Here is a 17,507-nt window from a genome sequence, read left to right on the forward strand (position 1 = left end):
CTTTTTTTCGTTCTCAAAAGGTGAGTTTTGAATACATAACTAGAGGCGTTGAACCACCTGATCCCATCCCGATACCAGAAGTGACTCTTTACATGCCACGGGCGTTCGCCATCGCTGATGGTAGTGTGGGCTTGGTTGAATTGTAGAGCCATGTGATAGTCCCACAAGGGGATAAGCATAGGTCGTTATCAAGATTTAATTAAGAAGGCCCTGATAGCTGAAGCTGTCAGGGTTTTTTTTGCTTAAAATTTACTGTCCCATATGCTCCGCTCAAAGTGTGCGTTTGGTGCTAGTGTTTTTTCTAAGCAATTATTAAGACGCTTAAGTACCAGTGATAATTTTTCCTTAAGGTTCTGTATTTATAGTACTGGAATATAGATATCTTAAGGGGTATTAAATGATGACGGTATTTGAGTTTTGTTGCTGTAGCATCTATTTGTTTATGCGATATCGTGTGTTTTTGTTGAAGTGTTGTGTCATTGCTGCGGCAATTCTACTATTCTTTTCTAATTACGCTCATTTGATCCGTGTCCGTCAAGACGGGGCGCAGTTAAACGGTGTGTATGAGTCTGTCTTGGTCTTTATATGAAGGAAGGTTTAGGTTTGCGAATACTTGTAGTGGAAGATGATGCGTCTTTGGCTGATGGCTTGGTAACCGCATTGAAGCGTGAAGCGTACACAGTAGATTTGCTTCATGATGGTATTCATGCCCTAGAAGCCTTAGTAAATGAAGTGTTTGATTTGGTGATATTGGATTTGGGCTTACCAAGGCTAGATGGATTAGCCGTATTAAAACAAATACGAGCAAATGAAAATGCTGTCCCTGTCTTAATTCTAACAGCTAGAGATGCGTTGGACGACAGAGTGGCTGGATTGGATTTGGGAGCAGATGATTATTTAGTAAAGCCTTTTGATGTAACGGAACTCAAGGCTCGAGCTAGGGCATTATTACGTCGAAGTTATGGACGAGCAATCAGTGAAATTCACTATAAGGGCCTTGTTCTTTATCCTGCTAGTCATAAAGTGAGTTATCAAAATCAGGACATCAACCTTACTCGGCGAGAATATTCTTTGCTGCATGAGCTTGTTAGTCAGCCAGGTCATGTGTTTACACGTGATGTTTTGCAGCAGTTGATGTACGGCTGGGGGGATGATGTGGAAAGTAATGCTTTAGAAGTGCACATTCACCATTTACGAAAGAAATTATTCCCCGATTTAATCCGTACTATACGGGGGATCGGTTATGTTGTTGATCAAGAAGTGGCTTAATAAAAAGATTCTGAGTTCTATCAGAAGAAGAACCTTGTTTTTTGTTATGTGTCTTTTTAGCGTAACCAGTGTGACTATCATGCTGATCGGCTTGTTCTTTGCGAATCATGAAGTAGAAGAATTATTTGATGCTAGGTTGGCCCAACAAGCTCGGCTGTTACTCACTTTGTCGAGCAACATAGAAAAACTTGATTCGAATGTTAGTGCCATATCACCCCTCTTAATTGATGAGGCTAATACTGACTTATCTGTTGGTCATAAGTACGAAAGTAAAATTTTTTATCAAATCTGGCACGCTGACAAGCTAAAAATAGCCTCTGATTCGATGCTTTTATTACAGCAAAAAAACGATATTTATGGTTATGGTAATGCTGTGGCAGATCACTATCAGTGGCGAACCTTCACTTTAAATCAGGTGAAAGGCAATCTTAAGGTGGTGGTTGCTGAGCGGTCTGATGTGAGAGATGAGATAGTGGAGCAGATTGTTTTTCAAACTTTGTTTCCGGAAATATTAGCGTGGCCAATTCTTGCTTTGCTGGTGTGGGCAGCCATTGGTTTTGGTCTTCAGCCGCTCCAGCAACTTGCGCAACGAATTCAAACGATGACACCGAGTAGATTGCAGCCAATTGAATTGTCTTACGCAACAGAAGAGCTGCTTCCCGTTAAAAATGCTTTAAATGGATTGCTGGTAGAGATTGACTCCTTAATGGACAGGGAGAAACGTTGGATAGCAGATGCTGCCCATGAATTACGTACACCATTAAGTATTTTAAGAGTTCATGCTGAGAATGCTGCATCAGCAGAAACTGATGAAGAACGCAATCAGTCTCTAGTACAGTTGACTTTAGGGGTGGATAGATCCACTAGGATTGTCTCTCAGCTACTTGCTTTAGCTCGTCTTGAACACCAAAAAACAGTGATTAAAACAGAAGCAGATGTCTTAGCTGTTAGTCGATCAATGATCGCAGGAATTCTTCCTCTGGCGTGGAAAAAAAATATTGAAATTAGTTTAGAGGTTGATGATAGGAAATCGTGGAATTGTTACGTAGAGCCTAATCATATAGAGATACTATTACAAAATCTTATTAGCAATGCGATAAAATTTTCACCTGAAAAATCGCTGATTCGTGTTGTCTGGAGTCAGTCTGTTAATCAACTTGAATTGACCGTCATCGATATAGGAAAAGGGGTAAACAAAGAAGAAAAACAGAGGCTCAGTGAACGGTTTTTTCGTTCAGGAGAAGTGGATGGAGCTGGTCTTGGCCTATCGATTGTTAAAAATATTGTCGACAAGTACGAGGGCTTTTTGTCCTTTGAAGATACCCTACCTCATGGTTTAACTGTACGTGTAGCATTACCCGTGTTGGTTATAAATTAACGAGATTGGCTAAATAATATATTGATTGACTTACCTAGCCAATTGGACCAATTTCAATTGGCTGAGAACTGTTTTTGCCATTCGCCTGTAAGAGAGGTGGTAATGGCTGGTAAGAGTAACCCCCCAATATTGGCAAAACACTCCCGTGGAAAGCCATCATTGTTTGTTGTGACCTTCTAGCTAGATCGTTCAAATATCCGATATTTTACATTCAAACTCACGTCCTGAGTGTCACTTTTGATGAGGTGTATAGCATAACTTTTACTCTGAGTTTTTATCAGGGTTGCACCCGTTTTTCGTTGAAATAACGCTATTAGATGTGCGATCTAATAATTACAGATCTAAATAATGCTTGATCATTTGCTGCATTTTATTTAGTGTAAAAGGACTTATTGCTATTTTTTAAGCATTTTCTTAAGGAACATGAGGTTTATTATGAAAAAATTATCACAAAAATACGTTATATCTCTAATTAATATTGCGGCGGCTCTCTTCTCTACTGCTGCTGTGGCAAACACGTTAGATAAGATACGCGACGAAGGTACTGTTACGATTGGTGTCGCAAATGAAGTGCCTTATGGCTATACCACCTCGGATGGAAAGCCGGCGGGTGAAGCGCCTAGCATTGCCGTTCATGTTTTGAATAAATTAGGTGTTAATGACGTAAACGTTGTGGTGACAGAATTTGGTTCTTTGATACCTGGTTTACGTGCAGGCCGTTTTGATGTCATCGCGGCTGGTATGTACATTACGCCAAAGCGTTGTGAGCAAATTCTTTTTTCAAACCCAACATACAGTATTGGTGAGGGCTTTTTGGTTCAAAATGGTAATCCAGAAAGCTTAAATGGCTATGATGATATAAAAAATAAGTCAGTCAAATTAGGGGTTATGTCTGGTGCGGTAGAGTACGGTTATGCTCGAGATTTTGGTATAGAAATGAGCAAAATTGTGACATTACCTGATTACCCTTCTGGTGTAGCAGCATTGAAGTCTGGTCGAATTGATGCGCTTGCAGGGACAAGTTTAACTATGGCGTCTTTAGGTCAAAAAGATGATCGTGTTGAGTTGGCTCAGCCATTCAAAACCTTAGTGATTAATGGTGAGACAATTAAGGGGTATGGTGGTTTTGGTTTCCGTCCAGCAGATACGGCTTTGCGCGATGCGTTTAATGATGAAATCGCAAATTTTGTTGATACAGAAGAGCATATTGCCATGGTTGAGCCTTATGGTTTTGGTAAACACACCTCACCTGATGGCATGACAGCAAAAGAATTGTGTCAATAATACTGGGGAAATAACCTATGGAATTTGGAGAAATTGTCTCCGTATTACTCCAGGGAGCCATTGTCACCATTGAAATTGTGGCGATGGCTCTACCTCTAGCGGTCATGATGGCTTTTAGTTTCGGATTGATTCGTCTGTATGCACCAGCTCCTTTTAAACAAATTGCTATTTTTTATATTGAGTTTTTTCGTGGAACTTCGGCACTAATTCAGTTGTATTGGATCTATTTTGTATTGCCTTTTTTTGGTATCACAATTGATGCAATGACAGCCGCAGTAATGGCTTTAGGGTTGAATATTGGTTCTTATGGAACAGAAGTCGTGCGAGGCGCTATTCAAGCCGTTCCAAAAGGGCAGTATGAAGCTTCAATAGCACTTAATTTTACGGCCTCACAACGGCTGTGGCGCATAATTATGCCTCAGGCCCTCGTTAATATGATCCCGCCTTTTGGCAATTTGGCCATTGAGTTAGTAAAAGCCACCTCATTGGTATCCCTCATTACGATTGGCGATTTAACTTTTAAGGCCAAATCTTTGGCAGATACCACCCTACAGGTTGGTGAAATATTTGGTGTTGTCTTGTTGTTTTACTTCGTAATTGCTCAGTGCTTAGTGTTTTTCATCCGACGATTAGAAACACATTTGAGTAAGGGGCTGGGTCGAGGAGGTATTCATTCATGAATGGATTTCAATGGGATTGGGCATTTACTTGGGAAGTGTTGCCGATGATTTTATCGGCAGCAAAAGTCACTTTATTAGCCACATTGTTAGGCAGTATTTTTGCCATTTTCATGGGGTTAGTATTTGCTTTACTGCGTCGTAGCAACAGTCGTGTACTGAGAACCAGTGTTTACTGGATCGTTGAGTTCATTCGGAGTACGCCGTTATTAGTACAAATTTTCTTTTTGTATTACGTAATGCCTGAATTCGGGATCAGTTTATCACCTCTTGCCACAGGCGTGTTTGCCTTGGGGCTTCATTATGGCGCTTACTTATCAGAAGTGTTCCGAAGTGGGATTGATGGTATTGAAAAAGGGCAGTGGGAAGCCGCAAGAGCGTTAAATTTGTCCTTGATAGACACCTATAAAGACATTGTCTTACCTCAGGCTATTCGCCCCATGATTCCCGCCACAGGGAATTATATCATTGCGATGTTTAAAGAAACTCCTCAGCTGTCAGCTATTACGCTCTTGGAGATGCTGCAGATCGCAAAAATTATTGGTTCTGAAAATTTTCGATATTTAGAGCCGTTCACGTTAGTGGGAATTTTGTATCTTGTGTTTAGCGTAGCAGCAGCTTACGGCATCCATCAAGTTGAAAGACGCTTTCCAAAAGAAGGATTTAGTTTGAAATGAATGCGCCAATTATTGAGTTTAAGAATGTTAAAAAGTGCTTTGGCGATACCGTTATTTTCCGTGATTTTAATTTTAAAGTAGAAGAGAACGAAATCGTTTCGATCATTGGGCCAAGTGGTTCTGGTAAAAGTACATTGTTGCGCATCTTGATGACTTTAGAAGGCATTGATGGTGGCTATATTAATGTGGCGGGAGAGTCACTTTGGCATATGCCTTGGCAGGGGCAGTATGTTCCAGCCAATAGTAAGCATTTGCATAAAATGCGACATCATCTTGGTATGGTATTTCAGCATTTTAACTTGTTTCCGCACATGACAGTGAAGCGAAATATCACCGAGGCACCAATGCGTGTCAAAGGTATTTCACGAGAAGAGGCTGAGGCATCGGCTGAAAAACTGCTTAAACTGGTAGGCTTGTCAGATAAGGCGAACAATTATCCGAATGATTTGTCGGGAGGGCAAAAGCAGAGGGTGGGCATTGCTCGTGCTTTAGCTATGAAGCCATCTATACTGTTACTGGATGAGATTACGTCAGCATTGGACCCTGAGCTAGTGGATGAGGTTTTGGACGTTATTCGAAATCTCGTCAAAGAAGATAATTTCACCATGCTACTCGTTACTCATGAGATGTACTTCGCACGTGAAATCAGTGATAGAGTTTGCTTTTTTGATAACGGTGCCATTGTTGAGGAAGGGCCACCAGAAATGATATTTACTCAACCTAAAGAAGAGCGAACGAAAGCGTTTCTAAACGCCTATCTTGGTAACAACAGTTAGCACGCTCTATACGTTGAAAACTCCTCAATAAGGCGCTCATAGGGCGCCTTATTTTATAGCGGTGACAAATGCCCCATTCTCCATTGATAATGGCGTGATATTTTATGGAGTACTCGAGCTATGGCGCCTTTGTATTGCTTACTTTTGTTGACATTATTTGCTGGATTGGCGATGCCTTTTGGGGCTTTAATCGCTTATTTTGAACGTATAACACCCGAATGGCTAGAAACAGAGCTAATGCATGGTATTACCGCTTTTGGTGGTGGTGCGTTGTTATCCGCGATTGCTCTGGTCCTTGTGCCAGAGGGGAGTGCACATTTTTCTACTTGGTGTGCTGCTGTGCTGTTTCTTCTTGGTGGCTTGATGTTTATGTGGTTGGATATTTTTTTATCTCATAAAAAGACGTCAATGAGTCAGCTAGTCGCCATGTTGTCCGATTTTATTCCTGAATCATTGGCTTTAGGAGCTGCATTTGCTTTAGGCGGTACCAATGTGGTGCTACTTGCTGTGTTGATTGCGATGCAAAATTTACCCGAAGGCTTTAATGCGTTTCGAGAGTTAAGGTCATCTTCTGATTATCGTCCTTGGAGCATCATTTTGTGCTTTTTTGTCTTGGCACTGTGTGGTCCTGTGTCTGGAATGATCGCTTATTTTTGGTTGTCTGACTGGCCATCAATTGTGTCAGGGCTGATGTTATTTGCTTCTGGAGGAATTTTATATGCGGTGTTTCAAGATATTGCGCCTCAGGTTGCTTTAGAAAAGCATTGGGCTCCACCTATGGGAGCCGTAATGGGGTTTGCCGTGGGTTTAGTTGGTTACATGCTTACTCAATAATTAGATTTTCAAAAATGTATACAAAAATAGTCTTGATGAAATATAGTTAGCACTCTTTTAGTTTTTCCAAGGAAGTTGAGTTGTGCTTAGAATTTTAAACGACATGAGTTTAAGTGCATTAGTTGCGGGTTTTGTGGCGGTGTTAATTGGCTTTGCAAGCTCGGTTGCCATTGTCTTTCAAGCTGCTCAGGCGGCGGGTGCAGATTCAAGCACAATTATTTCTTGGATTATGGCATTGGGTTTCGGCATGGGGGCGACCTGTTTTTTTCTGTCTCTGTGGTACCGCTCTCCAGTGATAACCGCTTGGTCAACGCCCGGCGCGGCGTTACTTGCCACAAGTTTGGGTAATATTACTTATGCTGAAGCTATTGGCGTATTCGTTTTTGCGGGCGTACTAACATTATTAACGGGCGTATCTGGCTTATTTGATAAAGTAATGCGTTTAGTCCCTTTACCGATTGCATGCGCCATGTTGGCGGGCGTTCTTTTTAAGTTTGGGCTGTCAATTTTCGATGCCATGATGAGTGATGTTTTTCTTGTTGGTATTATGTTACTGACCTATTTGCTCAGTAAGCGTCTAGTTCCGCGTTATGCCGTCTTATTCGTTTTGGTCGCTGGTGTTGCGTTTGTTTTGGCAAGGTCTGATGGATCCCTTGTGTCTAATATTGCTTCTGAAGTGGGTGGTTTGGTTTGGGTGTGGCCGGAATGGAACCTAGGTGCTTTGCTCGGTATCGGTATACCTTTGTACATTGTGACGATGACTTCGCAGAATATTCCAGGTGTTGCTGTCATGCGTAGTAGTGGCTATCAAACCCCTGTGTCGTCTTTAATCAGTTGGACTGGTTTTACATCAATTATACTGGCTCCTTTAGGTGGCTTTGCTTTTAATCTCGCAGCCATTACCGCGGCAATATGCTCTGGTGAAGAGTGCCATAAAGACCCTAAACGTCGTTATATTGCGGGGCTATCTGCTGGTATTTTTTATGGGCTTGCAGGATTAGCGGGCGCATCGGTTGTTACTTTATTTTCAATTTTTCCGGCCACCATGGTGGCGGCTTTAGCAGGAATTGCGCTATTAGGAACCATTGGAATGAATTTGAAAAATGCGATGGCGGATGATGCTAATCGTGAAGCGGCGTTGGTGACTTTTTTGGTGACCGTGTCAGGTGTGTCATTTGGGGGGATTGCATCTGCTTTTTGGGGGATCTTGTTTGGGGCAATCTGTCTTGTAATCGGCAATGTTAAAGTGAAAGCAAAAGGTTGATTGCGTGGATATTAGTGAAAAAATCAAAGATGATATCTTAAACAGCCGATTACCCAAAGGGCAGCCATTGCGCCAAAAAGATTTATCCGTTCGCTATAGTGTTAGCCGAATTCCAGTCAGAGATGCTTTACTGTCATTAAAGGCAGAGGGGTGGCTGGTACCAAATGGTAAGGCTGGCGTGATGATTCCTGACTTAAATTGGCAGGAAGCCGAAGATCTTTCTTTCATGCGGGCCGAGTTAGAATGTCAGTTGTTAAAGTTAGCATTTGATCACATCACACAAAGAGACATTGCCGCGGCAAGGGATTTCCTTGAAGCGCTTAATGAAAAGAATTTAACGCTTATTCATCGTGGTGAATTGAATTGGTGTTTCCACGATAGCCTTTATCGTGCGGCTGATAGGCCAACATTGCACCGTGAAGTAGAGCGTCTAAATCGGCAAGCTGTTCGCTATTTAGGTTTTCAATATGGACCATTGGCTTATCGACAAACGAGTCAACATCAACATGAGGCATTATTAGGATTTGTGGAGTCTAGAAATAAACATGCTGCGCTCGTTTTATTGAGGCAGCATATAGAGGAAGCAGGGGCGTTATTGGCAAATTATTTAAAGGAGATAGAGTGATCTGCAGAGGGTTGTGGTAAATACACACTTAAGTTGGCGCCACCAAGCGTCAAAGAAGACTCTTTTTTTATGAAGCCTTTTACCGTGTCGATCACATGAGCTGTTGCGGATAACTCGGCAAAATACAATCCCAATCCAGTGTTGCCTTCCAGAAAGACATCTTGCTGATCATCACTTTGATTAAAGCCCTTTCCATCGTCTTCAACAGAAATAACAAGAAAATCTGCGTTTTTCGTTGCACTGATACGAATTTTTGTTTTCGCAAATCGTAAAGCATTATAGACAGCTGTACTGACCACAGCCGTCATGAGGCGCTCATCAAATACGCCTGTTAAGGTTGGATCGCAGACATACTCTAATTCCAAGTTTTTGGCTTTTGCTGAAGGGAATAAAGCAAATACTTGGTCGTCAAGAAATTCATCGAGCAAAAAGGTATCAACATGTAGCTCATAGCCATCTGAGGCGAGTTTATAAAGGTATAAATATTCTACCCACTCATCGTTGAGTTTTTTTAGAGATTCTTCAATTGAGATGATTTTCTTTTGGTGAGCGTCATTATTATTAATAGCGTCTTTAAGGCTTTGTAACTGATACAGTAAAGTGCCTACTTGGTTTTTACTTTCATGTATTGCACTGGCTAAGATGGTACTGATGTCGATTTTTTTCATCTTTAGCTTCCAAAAGATTTTGTGAAAATAGCAGTTTGTTGTTTGTTTGGTGGTGTTGCGCTACCAGATTTTACTTCACTAAGCCAAGCCTCGAAAATTTGTTTGGCGGTTGACTTGTCGTTATCAGCGAGGTAAACATCAATTTCATAGCCATAGGTTTTTGCTTTGTTGTCTGGGTCATCAAAAAAAGACTCATGTACTTTTTTGAGAGTGTTTTCAAAATTGTCTTTTTGTCGAGGTAGTAGTGGTCCGCTGTCAGAAATTCTGGCAAGAGACTCTAGATGTTTTAGATAAACCTCAGCTGTGTTGTAACAAGAGTATTTTGCTAAAAAAACCGCTCGTCGATAAGCCATTTCTGCCGCTACATAGTCGTTCAACAAGAGACTGATTTTACCCAACTCCATTTGCCTAAGAATATTTTTCGGGGATTTGCCTACTGCCTCTATCAGCGTTGCTTGTGCCTCTTCGAGCTTGTCATTTTTGACTTGGATTTTTGCAAGCCAATCATAAGCACTGACAAAAAATCGATTATCAAGCATGAGCTGGCGAAAGTTTTGCTCGGCTTTTTCCAGTTCACCCATCAAAAAATAGGTTTTTGCTTTGCCAAACAGAGCCCAAGGCATTTTTCTATTTTTAAGTGTTTTGTTAAAAAGAGATAGGGCTTTTTTGTATTCTTTGATCTCTAAAAGGCTTTCACCTATGATTCTTTCACACTTACCAAGCAGTGAAGGGTGCTTTTTGCTAACGCGTTTCGCAGTGAGTATTGCTTTATCAAAGTCGTTTGCATCCAGCGCCATGTTGACTTCAAGTAATCTTTCTTTCGTTTCTAACAATTTACTTAGTCGTCTTTGTAAGACGGCCTGAGAAAAAGGCTTTGTGATATAGCCATCAGGCTGATATTCAATTGCACCCATGACCATCTCAATAGAGGTTTCGGCTGTTACCATTAAATAGGTTGCTGTGTGTGGTATCAGTTTTGAATGGCGTATTTCTTCTAAAAGTTGTTGGCCATCTTTACCATTGCCGAGATTGTAATCAGATAAAATGACATCAAAAGAATGATTTCGCAGAAGCTCGATTGCAGTTTCTGCTTTCATCGCAATGTCGATTGAGGTGAACCCGAAGTCTGTCAGCATTTTGCGCTGCATGATCCGAGCTTCTGCCATATCCTCAATTAGTAATGCTTTTTTCTTAGAAAAATCTTGTTGTGCCATAAATAATTACATTCCGTGTTTAGCAATTATAAAAAGGATTTATTGGGATCAATGACCAGATCTTCTGAGAAAATTTCATCCTCTTCTGAGGTTTGCTGAGGAATAGCATAAGATTCACTTGCCCATGCACCTAAGTCAATCAGTTTGCATCTAGGGCTGCAAAAAGGTCGATCAACATTCTCTTTAGACCAAGGCGTTTTTGTTTGGCACGTAGGACAGGCAACTAAGGTTGCTGTATTATTGTTTAGCATAGTAATGACTCTAAAATTTTTTGGTGCAATTTTAAGACTTTAGCATTCATATCAGCAATATTGCCAGCGTTTTCCAAGACGAAATCAGCTCTCTTAATGCGTTCGTTATTAGCCAATTGAGTGACAAGAATTTTTTCTGCACTGTCTTGGCTGACATTGTCTCGACTGATGATGCGTTGGATCTGTATTTCTCTTGGAACATCAATCGCAATCACCCATTTGCACAGTGTGTCTTGTTTTGTCTCAAATAATAGAGGATGAACAAGCAGGACGTACCTTGAGGTGGTGGCATTAAGTTGAGCCATTATTTCTTGTCGAATAACAGGATGGGTTAACGCTTCAAGCCATTCTCTTTCTTTGGGTTGATCAAAAATAATCTCCCGCAGTACTTTTCGATTGAGTGTCCCATCATTTAGTAATATGTCGTTGCCATAGCGCAGGTGAATTTTCTTTAAGCAATCGGAGTTTGGTTTCACTACCAGTCTTGCAACATCATCCGCATCAACGCTCTGAATTCCCAGCTCATTAAAATATTTTGTAACCGTGCTTTTGCCAGAACCAATACCGCCAGCAAGACCAATGATAGTAGGGGGACTGTTTGTCATAGGTTTATAAATAAAATACCAAGAGGGCTGAAAAAATTAAAAAAGGACCAAATGCCATCGGTTTAGATCCGTTTCGACTCAATAGCATAGTGTATAGGATTCCACTTAAACTTGCACAAAGTAACAGCGCTGACAGATTAGATAACCCAAGCCATGCGCCAAGGGCAGCGATGAGTTTTGCGTCACCTAACCCGATTCCTTCACATTTTTTTACGACCAGATAAAGTTGTCTTAAAGCATAAATAAGACTAAAACCAATTAGCATGCCTAATACACTGGTGTGTAGGGTGTTGGTTGATAAATGCCATAGAAGGGCGCAAGCGAGTACCAACACAGTGCATTCGTCTGGTAATAATTGGTGTTCGAGATCGATAGCGGCAGACGTGATTAAGCTGCTAATGACAATGGTTTGCAACACAAGCTGGTAGATATCATCAGTAAGCCAGAGCAAGGGAAGGCAGCATGCTAAATGAAGGCTCTCAATTACGGGATAACGGTAACAAATTCGCTTTTTACAAGCGCGACATCTTCCTTTTAGTAATAGGTAGCTCACTATTGGGATTAGGTCCTGCCATACAAGCAACTGATGGCAATGCATGCATTGGGAGCGACGCTTCAAAACGATTTCAGGCTCTTTTGTTGTAAAGGGTAATGAGAGTAAAGCGTGGGCTTCTTTTCTCCATAAGTAATGGTTTTTAACGGGCCATCTTATTGTGAAGGCGGCAGCATAACTACCGAGACTGGAAATCAATAAAACATACAAAAGGCATTCGATGGTGGTCATATTCATCAATGTATTTCAAGTAGTGGTTTGTATAGTGCAATGAGTGTGGAAGTAACAAACCCGCCAGCAATGAGAAGACAAACTGCCGGTATGAGTTTTTCAAGCAGGGTTATATTTTTTTGCCAGCGTTTCTCATGCTCATTTGTGGCAAGAATCAAGGCTCTTTCAATGTTGCCATCCTTTGTCGCAGAATGAAGAGCGATGGTTGATTCATGGGGAAACCAAGTGCTTGGAAAGCTGGATGCATAATTTTTTCCTAGGTGTAGGGTGTAATAAACCTGATAGATTTGCACTTTTGTTTCAGCATGTTGGAAATAATTTGGCATGTGTTTTAGCGCTTCTTGCAAGGTGACACCTGTTTGTCTTGCGCTATTGAGTAGCGAAAAAAGCTTGGTGAGCCGAAAGTTTTGGCTGTATTTTTCAAGCCAAGTACATGCATGGCCCTTGTTAAGGCTGTTGATGACGGTGAGTTGGGCAATGCTACAGACCACATAAATAGCGATGTCACTTACTATTCTCACATAATAATGCTCAACATTAGGTGACTGCATGGCGTGGTTAGCAATGAGTATAATCAGTGCTATTTGAATGATACAAAATGGATAGACAATAGCCTTTAATAGTCTATGTGACCAATCAAGTAGAGAGGTAAGCTGACGGATAGAAATACTTAGGCTTTTTTCGCAGTCTTCTCGACTTCCTTGGGTATTGAGTAATTGACAATAGGGCGCTGCGGCAGGCTTGGTGAGTTTACTCAGGGTATCGTTAAAAAGGCGGCCATTTTCTAGTTCATTCAATAGTGCTTGGCAGTTTGTAGAGAGAATAGTGTGGGAAGAAGAACGTGCAAAATGAGAGATGGCTTGATTCAGTTGTAAGCCTGAGTGCAGCGCATTCTGGAGCTCCTCATAAAAGGTTTTTAGGGATTGATAATCTAGCTTTTTAGGTTTCCATTCCTCGATCGATATTTGCCAAGTGCGACGTCTTATGAAATCAAAGGCGACTTCACACTCAGATAACTCATAGCAGTAATCAATTTTCCCATTTGTGTGCTTAACTTTATACCAAGGCATATTAAGCCTCACTACTTTGAGAAGGGAATGCTTTCCAGAGAGAAGGCGTTGATATTAGGGCATCGTAATCTTTTGGTAAGACCTCACCCCATAGTGGTTGTAAACCATTGAATATGGGGTGCTGAGACGACGATTTATACAGCATAGATTGATGAATGATCAGCTTTAACGAACTCACTAGCGAAAAAAAGTCTACCTGCCAACCGTGACAACGATGTATGGCGTCAAGGGCTGAATTGGTGTGTAGTGTGGCGAGTACCAGGTGCCCGGTGAGTGCTGCGTTAACGGCAAGGTTGGCTGTAATGGCATCACGTACCTCACCAACCATAATGACATCCGGATCCTGCCTTAGAAAGGATTTTAAAAGAGTGGCAGAGTCTAGGCCAATGGCGGAATTTGGTTCACATTGAAATAACCCAGAGATTTCATACTCGACTGGGTCTTCAATGGTAAAAATAGTTTTATTGCCGTTATTTAACGTATCGAGACAGGAATACAGCGAGGTGCTTTTGCCCGCTCCCGTTGCGCCACATACTAGTATCAAGCCGCTTGGGTAGCGAAGGGTCGCGTTTAGCGTGTTGAGAAGAGGCGTTTGTATGCCAATGTCGTTCAGTGCTAAGCGACTTTTCTCTGGTAGCAAGCGCATGGCCACTTTTTCGCCTTTAACGGTGGCGATGATACTGACTCGTACAAAAGTGCTGCGATGTTTTTCTTCGAATAAAAACTGCCCTTCTTGTGTTCGTCTCGTTTCAGATAGGTCTAAATTTGAACGCATTTTGATGCGGTTAATTAAGCTCGTATCCTGAGGTAAGTCGGCTATTTTACGCAGCATACCGTAGCTGCGTTGATAGATTTTTGTCGCAGACTGTGAGTGTTCGATGTGAAGGTCAGTAGCATGCTGGCTGACCGCGGTAGCAATCATTTCTTCTAGCGTCATTGTTCATCTCCCGCCAAACTTTTGCACGGTAAGGGAAGCACATTGGCGGCTAAATCTGAGGTGCAATGCCAGTTTCTATTTGTATCACGTGCGTATTTCAGATACTGATTTTCTGTAATACCTGTGCTGTCATTCAATGTGAGTTGAATGTTTCCCGTTCCTTTGCTTTGATCGTTGACAGTAATCGATTTCACAATCGAGTCTGCATCTAGCGCATGTTTTATTAAGTTAAAATCCGTTTCGCTAGGAAAGCTGCCATGTAGAAGAATAAACTCTTCAATCAATGACTGGTGTTGGGTTGCCAGATTTTGGACTTCGATCAGTTTTGCTTTGGTGATCTGACGTGTGAAAGTGGGAGCCGATAAACTGGCTAAAATAGAAATGATTGCAATGACAACCATTAATTCTAGTAATGTAAAACCACGTATTGTGAGGCGAGAGGGTAGCATTCTTCACTCCTTGAAGGTCATTAGATGTTGGCGTCCTGCCATAGGCTTCAATAATAAGCCGTTTTATAGGTTAAACGATTTGATCAAGAAAGTCTCCTGTCTGTTTTTTTTCTAGATAGCTTGCCATTTTACTGTCTTTATTCGTTGTATTGACGAAGGGGATTATATCGTCTTCGATAAATTCTTCCTCTGATTCTAGTTCAGAATCAGAGCGTCGATTGATTTCATCGTCGTCAATTTTCTTACGATTTCTCTGTGATAAAGCTTGTCCTTGTTCTGATATGGTAATGACAAGATCACTTGATGCCTTAGCGTTGCGGGCATTTAGAGCGGCCATATTGGTGTCTTCATCAGAGCGCAAATCAAACGTTGTGTAGCCAGGCGTGGCTGTACTGGTGACGGTATGGTTAGAAACTGCAATAACGTGAGGAAGGCTGCCAGACATAATGACCACCAAGTTTGTGACATGAATAAATACTAATAGCCATTTAATGGTATGTCTACTTTTTAACCATTTTTTCATTTAAATAATTTGGCTGTGTCGTAATCGCCAAATTAGATGTTAAATTAAAAAGTAGACACCACAAAAGTCGTAAATTTTTTAGTACGGGCTAATCATTTTTAATTTTGCCCGCCTGAATGGCTGTAATCGCGATGGTGTAGACAATGTCATCTACAAGCGCACCGCGTGACAAATCGTTAACGGGTTTGCGTATTCCTTGTAACATTGGTCCGATACTGACCACATCCGCGCTTCGTTGCACGGCTTTATAGGTCGTGTTACCCGTGTTTAAATCTGGAAAAATAAACACGGTTGCTTTGCCTGCCACCTTGCTGTTTGGCGCTTTTTGTTTTGCGACTTTTTCCATAATAGCGGCATCGTATTGCAGAGGGCCATCAATCAATAAATCAGGTCGAAGTTTTTGTGCAATTGCGGTGGCTTCTCTGACTTTGTCCACGTCATTGCCTGTTCCTGATCCGCCTGTACTGTAACTTATCATCGCGACTTTCGGTGTTATGCCAAAGGCCGCGGCAGAATCGGCACTTTGAATGGCGATTTCAGCGAGTTGTTCTGCGGTCGGATCTGGGTTAATGGCGCAGTCACCATACACCAATACTTGATCCGGTAAACACATAAAAAATACCGAAGAGACTAAGCTAGCATTGGGCGATGTTTTGATGATCTGAAGCGCGGGGCGAATGGTATTGGCAGTCGTGTGGACAGCACCAGACACTAGGCCATCTACATCGCCAACTTGCAACATCATAGTACCCAGTACCACGTTATCTTCCAGTTGCTCACGGGCGACAATGTCGGTCAATCCACGGTTCTTTCTGAGCTCAACCATGGGAGCCACATAGCGTTCACGAATACTGTTAGGATCGAGTATTTCTACGCCATGACTTAGTTCAATGCCATTATTTTGTGCAATGCGCAAAATTTCGGTTTCATTGCCCAACAAGGTGCAGCGAGCGATACCACGTTCCGCACAAATAGACGCGGCTTGGATGGTACGAACTTCTTCGCCTTCAGGAAGAATAATGCGTTTATTTAAAGAGCGTGCAAGCTCAATTAAACGGAAGCGAAAAGCGGGTGGGGAGAGCTTTCTTTCTTCTTGGTTCATTGCAAACGAGTTGATCCAGTCGTGATCTATGCATCGGGCGATGTGTTCTTTAACCATGAGCACGCGTTCTTTATCGTCCAATGGAATTTCTTGGTTGAACGATTGCATATTAATGACGGTTTCCCAGCTGTTGGATTCCACCGACAGTACGGGGAGTCCTTTGGCCATCGCTTTACCGCAAAGTGCCATTAGTGACTCGCTTGGTTGATAGCCGCCAGTTAAAACCAGAGCGGCAATTTTAATGTCATTTAAGGCTGCAATGGCGGTAGCCATGATGACGTCAGTACGATCTCCTGGCGTAAACACTAACACTCCAGGGCGTAACGCTTCTAGCATGTTTTCCACACCACGAGCACATAATGTGTAAGACTGAACTCGGCGAGATTCAATTTCGCCCGCATTGACAATACGAGCGCCTAAAAAGTCCGCAACGTCTTTAACTCGAGGATAGGTGAGTTCGTCGGCTTTTGGAATTTGCCCCAGTAAACTGAAATTACGTTTAAAAATCCCTCTCTGGGCAAACAAGTCGCCGTAGGATTTTACACCCAGCGAACCTGGAGTGGTTTTGTTCAAAATACAGCCAATAACGTCATTGGCTTTGATGCCGCCGTAGGAGCCTGCTGCGATTTCAACATGATGCTCTAGTTCATTTACCCGCATATTGTTTGGCGCTGTGACCAATACTAAGCCAGCGTCTAGGGTGCGAGCGATGGCTTTGTTCAGCCTTGTTGCATAAGGGTGGCCAGCAATCTGTGCAAGCCCTTCTACAATAACCGTTGAGTCCGGTTCGACACTTGCTTGAAATCGTCCAACGATTTCTTCCATGAGTTCATCAATATTGTCGTTGTACAGGTAACGTTCGGCTTCATGAAGTGGAATGGGTTCCGCAGGGGTGAGTGTTGAGCCCTGTGCCACCATAGCGGTTGACTTATCTGGCCCCTTATCACCGGGTTGAGGCTGTGCAATAGGTTTGAAAAAGCTGGCTTTTAAGCCTTGCTGTTCCAATGCGCGAACAAGCCCGACAGAGACAGACGTTAATCCAACGCCTGGGCCAGTAGGAACGGTCATTAATACATTTATTGACATTGTTGATGAATCCTAAATTAGTCCATTATGGGAG

The 17,507-nt window shown here is 42.1% G+C and carries 19 protein-coding genes and 1 pseudogene; 9 read left to right on the forward strand and 11 right to left on the reverse strand.

What is annotated here, in order from left to right; all coding sequences use genetic code 11:
* The first annotated feature begins 603 nt into the window (after window positions 1-603).
* The 9 genes from DKT73_RS17560 (at window position 604) to DKT73_RS17600 (ending at window position 8,784) form a co-directional block, all read left to right on the forward strand.
* A complete protein-coding gene (locus DKT73_RS17560) occupies window positions 604-1,269 on the forward strand; it encodes a response regulator (protein WP_111639877.1) in 666 nt (221 codons plus the stop codon).
* The gene (locus DKT73_RS17565; RefSeq protein ID WP_111639819.1) at window positions 1,244-2,647 is read left to right on the forward strand and encodes an ATP-binding protein; all 1,404 of its coding nucleotides are present in this window, start codon (window positions 1,244-1,246) and stop codon (window positions 2,645-2,647) included. Before DKT73_RS17560 ends, DKT73_RS17565 begins: the two co-directional genes overlap by 26 nt.
* 435 nt (window positions 2,648-3,082) lie before the next feature.
* Window positions 3,083-3,931, forward strand: a complete 849-nt coding sequence (ehuB, locus tag DKT73_RS17570) for an ectoine/hydroxyectoine ABC transporter substrate-binding protein EhuB (protein WP_111639820.1) — start codon at window positions 3,083-3,085, stop codon at window positions 3,929-3,931.
* A 17-nt stretch (window positions 3,932-3,948) separates the two neighbouring features.
* A complete protein-coding gene (gene ehuC / locus DKT73_RS17575) occupies window positions 3,949-4,611 on the forward strand; it encodes an ectoine/hydroxyectoine ABC transporter permease subunit EhuC (protein WP_111639821.1) in 663 nt (220 codons plus the stop codon).
* The gene (gene ehuD, locus DKT73_RS17580) at window positions 4,608-5,285 is read left to right on the forward strand and encodes an ectoine/hydroxyectoine ABC transporter permease subunit EhuD (RefSeq protein WP_111639822.1); all 678 of its coding nucleotides are present in this window, start codon (window positions 4,608-4,610) and stop codon (window positions 5,283-5,285) included. The genes ehuC and ehuD overlap by 4 nt, the downstream gene beginning before the upstream one ends.
* Complete coding sequence (ehuA, locus tag DKT73_RS17585) at window positions 5,282-6,061, forward strand: ectoine/hydroxyectoine ABC transporter ATP-binding protein EhuA (RefSeq protein WP_111639823.1); 780 nt, start codon at window positions 5,282-5,284, stop codon at window positions 6,059-6,061. Before ehuD ends, ehuA begins: the two co-directional genes overlap by 4 nt.
* A 120-nt stretch (window positions 6,062-6,181) precedes the next feature.
* Complete coding sequence (locus tag DKT73_RS17590) at window positions 6,182-6,895, forward strand: ZIP family metal transporter (RefSeq protein WP_111639824.1); 714 nt, start codon at window positions 6,182-6,184, stop codon at window positions 6,893-6,895.
* An 82-nt stretch (window positions 6,896-6,977) separates the two neighbouring features.
* Window positions 6,978-8,159 carry a benzoate/H(+) symporter BenE family transporter gene (locus tag DKT73_RS17595; protein WP_111639825.1) on the forward strand — a complete coding sequence of 394 codons (1,182 nt, stop codon included), beginning with the start codon at window positions 6,978-6,980 and terminating at the stop codon, window positions 8,157-8,159.
* A 4-nt stretch (window positions 8,160-8,163) separates the two neighbouring features.
* Window positions 8,164-8,784, forward strand: a complete 621-nt coding sequence (locus tag DKT73_RS17600; protein ID WP_111639826.1) for a GntR family transcriptional regulator — start codon at window positions 8,164-8,166, stop codon at window positions 8,782-8,784.
* On the opposite strand, the gene DKT73_RS17605 is transcribed toward DKT73_RS17600, so the two are convergent.
* The 11 genes and pseudogenes from DKT73_RS17605 to pta form a co-directional block, all read right to left on the reverse strand.
* Entirely contained in the window at window positions 8,763-9,452 is a 690-nt protein-coding gene (locus DKT73_RS17605) for a sensor histidine kinase (RefSeq protein ID WP_111639827.1), read from the reverse strand. The genes DKT73_RS17600 and DKT73_RS17605 overlap by 22 nt on opposite strands.
* Window positions 9,453-9,454: 2 nt before the next feature.
* Window positions 9,455-10,666, reverse strand: a complete 1,212-nt coding sequence (locus DKT73_RS17610) for a response regulator (protein ID WP_111639828.1) — start codon at window positions 10,664-10,666, stop codon at window positions 9,455-9,457.
* Window positions 10,667-10,692: 26 nt separating this feature from the next.
* On the reverse strand, window positions 10,693-10,917 hold the full coding sequence (locus DKT73_RS17615; RefSeq protein WP_111639829.1) for a DNA gyrase inhibitor YacG: 225 nt from the start codon (window positions 10,915-10,917) through the stop codon (window positions 10,693-10,695).
* The gene (coaE, locus tag DKT73_RS17620) at window positions 10,911-11,522 is read right to left on the reverse strand and encodes a dephospho-CoA kinase (RefSeq protein ID WP_111639830.1); all 612 of its coding nucleotides are present in this window, start codon (window positions 11,520-11,522) and stop codon (window positions 10,911-10,913) included. Before coaE ends, DKT73_RS17615 begins: the two co-directional genes overlap by 7 nt.
* A gap of 4 nt (window positions 11,523-11,526) precedes the next feature.
* Window positions 11,527-11,973, reverse strand: coding sequence for a prepilin peptidase (locus DKT73_RS20350; protein ID WP_232827920.1), 447 nt, complete (start codon window positions 11,971-11,973; stop codon window positions 11,527-11,529).
* Window positions 11,974-11,976: 3 nt separating this feature from the next.
* Window positions 11,977-12,312: pseudogene (locus DKT73_RS20515) on the reverse strand (prepilin peptidase); the annotation flags it as partial.
* On the reverse strand, window positions 12,312-13,376 hold the full coding sequence (locus DKT73_RS17630; RefSeq protein ID WP_111639832.1) for a type II secretion system F family protein: 1,065 nt from the start codon (window positions 13,374-13,376) through the stop codon (window positions 12,312-12,314). The gene DKT73_RS17630 and the pseudogene DKT73_RS20515, both read right to left, overlap by 1 nt.
* A 1-nt stretch (window position 13,377) precedes the next feature.
* Window positions 13,378-14,313 carry a GspE/PulE family protein gene (locus DKT73_RS17635; protein ID WP_111639833.1) on the reverse strand — a complete coding sequence of 312 codons (936 nt, stop codon included), beginning with the start codon at window positions 14,311-14,313 and terminating at the stop codon, window positions 13,378-13,380.
* A complete protein-coding gene (locus DKT73_RS17640) occupies window positions 14,310-14,762 on the reverse strand; it encodes a pilin (protein WP_111639834.1) in 453 nt (150 codons plus the stop codon). The genes DKT73_RS17635 and DKT73_RS17640 overlap by 4 nt, the downstream gene beginning before the upstream one ends.
* A 70-nt stretch (window positions 14,763-14,832) precedes the next feature.
* Window positions 14,833-15,207, reverse strand: coding sequence for a hypothetical protein (locus tag DKT73_RS17645; protein WP_111639878.1), 375 nt, complete (start codon window positions 15,205-15,207; stop codon window positions 14,833-14,835).
* Window positions 15,208-15,373: 166 nt separating this feature from the next.
* A complete protein-coding gene (gene pta / locus DKT73_RS17650; RefSeq protein ID WP_111639835.1) occupies window positions 15,374-17,473 on the reverse strand; it encodes a phosphate acetyltransferase in 2,100 nt (699 codons plus the stop codon).
* Between the last annotated feature and the right edge of the window lie 34 nt (window positions 17,474-17,507).

Origin of the sequence: Marinomonas shanghaiensis, assembly GCF_003259175.1 — a bacterium.
Taxonomy (GTDB): Bacteria; Pseudomonadota; Gammaproteobacteria; order Pseudomonadales; family Marinomonadaceae; genus Marinomonas; species Marinomonas shanghaiensis.

What these genes read in the sequence shown, in the direction of transcription:
- pta (WP_111639835.1), bottom strand. Translation starts at nt 17,473, where the DNA reads ATGTCAATAAATGTATTAATGACCGTTCCTACTGGCCCAGGCGTTGGA.
- DKT73_RS17565 (WP_111639819.1), top strand. Translation starts at nt 1,244, where the DNA reads ATGTTGTTGATCAAGAAGTGGCTTAATAAAAAGATTCTGAGTTCTATC.
- DKT73_RS17640 (WP_111639834.1), bottom strand. Translation starts at nt 14,762, where the DNA reads ATGCTACCCTCTCGCCTCACAATACGTGGTTTTACATTACTAGAATTA.
- DKT73_RS17615 (WP_111639829.1), bottom strand. Translation starts at nt 10,917, where the DNA reads ATGCTAAACAATAATACAGCAACCTTAGTTGCCTGTCCTACGTGCCAA.
- ehuC (WP_111639821.1), top strand. Translation starts at nt 3,949, where the DNA reads ATGGAATTTGGAGAAATTGTCTCCGTATTACTCCAGGGAGCCATTGTC.
- DKT73_RS17610 (WP_111639828.1), bottom strand. Translation starts at nt 10,666, where the DNA reads ATGGCACAACAAGATTTTTCTAAGAAAAAAGCATTACTAATTGAGGAT.
- DKT73_RS17605 (WP_111639827.1), bottom strand. Translation starts at nt 9,452, where the DNA reads ATGAAAAAAATCGACATCAGTACCATCTTAGCCAGTGCAATACATGAA.
- DKT73_RS17590 (WP_111639824.1), top strand. Translation starts at nt 6,182, where the DNA reads ATGGCGCCTTTGTATTGCTTACTTTTGTTGACATTATTTGCTGGATTG.
- ehuB (WP_111639820.1), top strand. Translation starts at nt 3,083, where the DNA reads ATGAAAAAATTATCACAAAAATACGTTATATCTCTAATTAATATTGCG.
- coaE (WP_111639830.1), bottom strand. Translation starts at nt 11,522, where the DNA reads ATGACAAACAGTCCCCCTACTATCATTGGTCTTGCTGGCGGTATTGGT.
- DKT73_RS17645 (WP_111639878.1), bottom strand. Translation starts at nt 15,207, where the DNA reads ATGTCTGGCAGCCTTCCTCACGTTATTGCAGTTTCTAACCATACCGTC.
- ehuD (WP_111639822.1), top strand. Translation starts at nt 4,608, where the DNA reads ATGAATGGATTTCAATGGGATTGGGCATTTACTTGGGAAGTGTTGCCG.
- DKT73_RS17630 (WP_111639832.1), bottom strand. Translation starts at nt 13,376, where the DNA reads ATGCCTTGGTATAAAGTTAAGCACACAAATGGGAAAATTGATTACTGC.
- DKT73_RS17635 (WP_111639833.1), bottom strand. Translation starts at nt 14,313, where the DNA reads ATGACGCTAGAAGAAATGATTGCTACCGCGGTCAGCCAGCATGCTACT.
- ehuA (WP_111639823.1), top strand. Translation starts at nt 5,282, where the DNA reads ATGAATGCGCCAATTATTGAGTTTAAGAATGTTAAAAAGTGCTTTGGC.